The 3,722-nt window shown below is 63.5% G+C and carries 3 protein-coding genes; all 3 read right to left on the bottom strand.

The window, feature by feature from the left end:
• Positions 1-109 precede the first annotated feature (109 nt).
• The 3 genes from IBX54_RS13430 to rpoN all read right to left on the bottom strand — a co-directional run bounded on the left by IBX54_RS13430 (position 110) and on the right by rpoN (position 3,453).
• Entirely contained in the window at positions 110-514 is a 405-nt protein-coding gene (locus IBX54_RS13430) for a putative toxin-antitoxin system toxin component, PIN family (protein ID WP_296543164.1), read from the bottom strand.
• A complete protein-coding gene (locus IBX54_RS13425; protein WP_296543163.1) occupies positions 511-1,800 on the bottom strand; it encodes a class I SAM-dependent RNA methyltransferase in 1,290 nt (429 codons plus the stop codon). Before IBX54_RS13425 ends, IBX54_RS13430 begins: the two co-directional genes overlap by 4 nt.
• 66 nt (positions 1,801-1,866) lie before the next feature.
• Positions 1,867-3,453, bottom strand: coding sequence for an RNA polymerase factor sigma-54 (rpoN, locus tag IBX54_RS13420; protein ID WP_296543162.1), 1,587 nt, complete (start codon positions 3,451-3,453; stop codon positions 1,867-1,869).
• Positions 3,454-3,722: the final 269 nt, after the last annotated feature.

The following is a 3,722-nucleotide window of genomic DNA, read 5'->3' as shown; positions in this document are numbered from 1 at the left end:
CCTGCAACATGATGGATGAATCTGCTTTGGAGGGCGTTCAGGCGTTCATCGAGAAACGCCCTTCGCAGGCGTGAGCGTGTGGGTCGCCTGCAAGCCCTTGCTGCCCGGTTCAAGCCAGCGCAGCCCGTGCCCGGACGTCAAGCGCCAGTAGCCGTTTATGCATGCAAAGCACAGCCTGGTCCTTGCTCAGCAGCAGGGCCTGGTGCGAGACGGCCAGATCGATGAACATCTGGTCATCGGGGTCGCGGCAGGTGACGCCGGCCTTGGGCGCCGTGTCGACCAGCGTGGCCTGGCCGTCGAACTGGGCCAGCACATGGCTGGACGTGACTTGGTAATACGCCATGCGCGGCACGATTTTGGGGTAGCAAAGCACCCGCGCCAGCTCATCGCGCATGGCTTTGGTGGCGATCCATTCGAGTTGCTGTGCGGCCAGCGCCGACTTGAGCGGGCGAGAGGCCGGGTCGTCAAAGACAAAGGCGTCGAGCACGATGTTGGTGTCGAGCACCACCCTCACCCCGATTTCTCCATTTTTCCAGCCACCATGTCAAAGCGGAACAGCCGGCATTCGATGGGGCCGTTCCACATCGGCACGCGGCGGGTTTCCTTCAGGCGCATCTTGCCGGGCAGTTTGAGGTCGGGTGTGAGCACCCAGGCGCTCCAGCCGGCGTAGTGCTTCTTCCAGTGGCTGGCGAGCTGGCTGAAAAATTCGCCCGCGCCCTCAAGTTGCGGCAGTTCACGGGCACCGAAGCGCGGCACATTGGGCTCGTCTTCAAAACCACTGGCATCGCGCGGCCCGCCTTTGGCAACACCACCCACGTCAATACGTTCACCGTAAGGCGGGTTCAGCAGCATGACGCCACCAGCGGTGCTGCTGACATCAATGGGGGGCAGGCGCTGCAGGGCATCCCCGCCGCGAAACTCGATCACGTCGGCGACACCGGCGCGCGCGGCGTTGCGCTGCGCGAAATCGACCATGCGGTGCGCCACGTCGCTGCCAAAGATGATGGGTTTCTGGTCGGGTGAGCGCACCACCTCGGCGTCATGCGCCTCCTGCTTGATGGCGTCCCACACCTGTTTTTTGAACGGCACGTATTTCTCGAAAGCAAAACGGCGACGGCTGCCGGCGGCGATATTGCAGGCCATCTGCGCCGCTTCAATGACGATGGTGCCGCTGCCGCAACACGGGTCGTACAGCGGTTTCAAATCGTCGTCGCCGTCAAACCAGCCGCTGGCGGCGATCATGGCGGCGGCCAGCGTTTCTTTCAGCGGTGCATCGCCCTTGTCTTCGCGCCAGCCGCGTTTGAACAGGGGTTCGCCCGAGGTGTCGATGTAGAGCGAGCAACTGTCGGTGGTCAGGTGGGCGTAAATGCGCACGTCGGGCCGCTGGGTGTTGACGTCGGGGCGCACGCCATTGGCGACAGCGCGAAAGCGGTCGCACACCGCGTCCTTGATCTTGAGCGCGGCAAAGTTCAGCGAGGTCAGCGGGCTGTGCTGCGCGGTGATCTCGACCTTGATGGACTCAAGCGGGGTGAACCAGCGCTCCCAGGCCACTTCAGACGCGGCCCGGTACAGGTCTTGTTCGCCCCGGTATTCGGTGTAGCTCAGCAGCACCAGCACGCGCTGGGCCAGGCGGCTGTGCAGGTTCAGCAACATGGCGTCGCTAAGCGATGTGCGCACCGCCACACCGCCGCGTTGTTTGGTGATGCAACCCGGCGGCAAGCCGGTGATGCGCAGCACTTCGGGGGCCAGGTAGTCCTCGACGCCGGCGGCGCAGGGCAGGAAAAGTTGGAGTTGTTGCATAAATTTCTTACTCAGTTGAGGACAGAGCAAATTTGCTTCGCAAATCTTGGTCTGTCCCGCAAAGTCTCACAATTCTTTCCTCAAACTCGCCGGCGCAATGCGCAGGCCTTCGCGGTATTTGGCCACGGTGCGGCGGGCGCACTCAATGCCTTGTTCCTTGAGCATGTCGGACAACTGGTTGTCGCTCAGCGGTTTTTTTGGGCTTTCGGCGGCGACAAATTGTTTGATGAGTGCGCGCACCGCAGTGCTTGAGGCGTTGCCGCCCGACTCGGTGCCCAGACCGGAACCAAAGAAATACTTGAGCTCGAAGGTGCCGAACGGGGTGGCCATGTATTTGGCAGTGGTGACGCGGCTGATGGTGGACTCGTGCAGGCCCAACTCGTCGGCAATTTCGCGCAGCACCAGCGGTCGCATGGCCAGCTCGCCGTGCACAAAGAAGCTTTTCTGGCGTTCCACGATGGCGCTGCTGACGCGCAGGATGGTGTCGAAACGCTGCTGGATGTTCTTGATGAACCAGCGCGCCTCCTGCAGGCGCTGTTGCAGCGCGGCAAAATTGGCGGCGTCGTTGCCACCCGCCTTGTGGCCTTTCAGGGCGTTGGCATAAATGTCGTGCACGCGCAGGCGCGGCATGACCTCGGGATTCAAGCGCACCAGAAACTTAACCATCGGGCCTTGCCCCACGGCGGTGACCAGCACATCGGGCACCACGATGTTGCGCTCGACATCGACAAAGCGGCGGCCCGGCTTGGGCTCGAGGCGGCCAATAAGGGCAATGGCGGCGCGCACTTGGGCATCGGTGGCATCGCACAAGGGCATCAGGTGCTTGATGTCGCGACGGGCCAGCAAGTCCATCGGCTGGGCGCATATGCGCAAAGCCACCGCCAGCATGTTGGCCTCGAAGGCTGGGTTGGCTTGCAGCGCTTGCAGTTGCAGGCGCAGGCATTCGGCCAGGCCACGCGCCCCAACGCCGGTGGGCTCCAGGCTTTGCAACAGTCGCAGCGCGACGGTGAAATGGTGCACCAGTTCTTCAATCTGGGCTTCGTCATCACCCGCCAGGCCGGTGGCAAGGTCGGTCAGGTCGTCTTCCAGGTAACCGTCATCATTGAGCGACTCAATCAAAAAATACAGTGCGGCCTGGTCTTCGGGGCCCAGCCGCAGGGTGAGTGCCTGGCGCTGAAGAAAGCTCTGCAGCGACTCCTGGTTGCGTGCCAGTTCGGTGGCGTCCAGCTCGTCGTCAACACTGAGGTTGTTGCCGTGCGCGCGCGCCTCGCCGCCCCATTCGCTGTCGTCCGGGCTCAGGCTGACGCTGCCGTCGCCTTCCCAGCTCGGGGCCTCATCCATGATGGCGGCGGCAGGCTCGTCGGATGCCGACCCGGTGCCGACCCGGGACGAATAGTTGTCATCGGAGGCGCTGTAGGCTGCAGACTCCAGCTCGCGGTCGCTGCGGCTGACGGCAGCATCGGCTTGCGCCAGGCCGAAGGCTTCGCGCTCGGCCTCCTCGTGCGCGCGCTCCAGGAACGGGTTGTCGTCGAGCATCTGATCGACCTCGCTGCTGAGCTCCATGGTGGAGAGTTGCAGCAAGCGAATGGACTGCTGCAACTGCGGTGTCAGCGCCAGATGCTGGGAGGTGCGTAACGAGAGGCCCTGCTTCATGGGCGCGCAGTACATGCGGAGTCGGCAAAAGCCGATTCCGGGGAAGTGACAAGCCCCGGCATGAACGAAAGTGAATGACGCATGGGGGCTGCCGCAGCGCCGGGCCGCCCCAAGCAAGGCATGGCCCCCTCGGGGCTGAGGGCTGCGGCTCCGGGCCTGCCTGCGCAGGGCCGGACAGACCGAAGAGACGTGGCCTCTGGCCGAGTCACGACCAGCGCAGTACATGCGGAGTCGGCAAAAGCCGATTCCGGGGAAGTGACAAGCGTGGG

It is taken from the genome of Rhodoferax sp. (assembly GCF_014859475.1).
In the GTDB taxonomy this organism is placed as follows: Bacteria; Pseudomonadota; Gammaproteobacteria; order Burkholderiales; family Burkholderiaceae_C; genus Rhodoferax.
The sequence above is the reverse complement of the archived record's forward strand: the minus strand, read 5'-3'. Positions and strand labels throughout refer to the sequence as shown.

Bases quoted from the DNA above. Each gene is read 5' to 3' on its own strand.
- IBX54_RS13425 (WP_296543163.1), bottom strand. From the start codon at position 1,800: ATGCAACAACTCCAACTTTTCCTGCCCTGCGCCGCCGGCGTCGAGGAC.
- rpoN (WP_296543162.1), bottom strand. From the start codon at position 3,453: ATGAAGCAGGGCCTCTCGTTACGCACCTCCCAGCATCTGGCGCTGACA.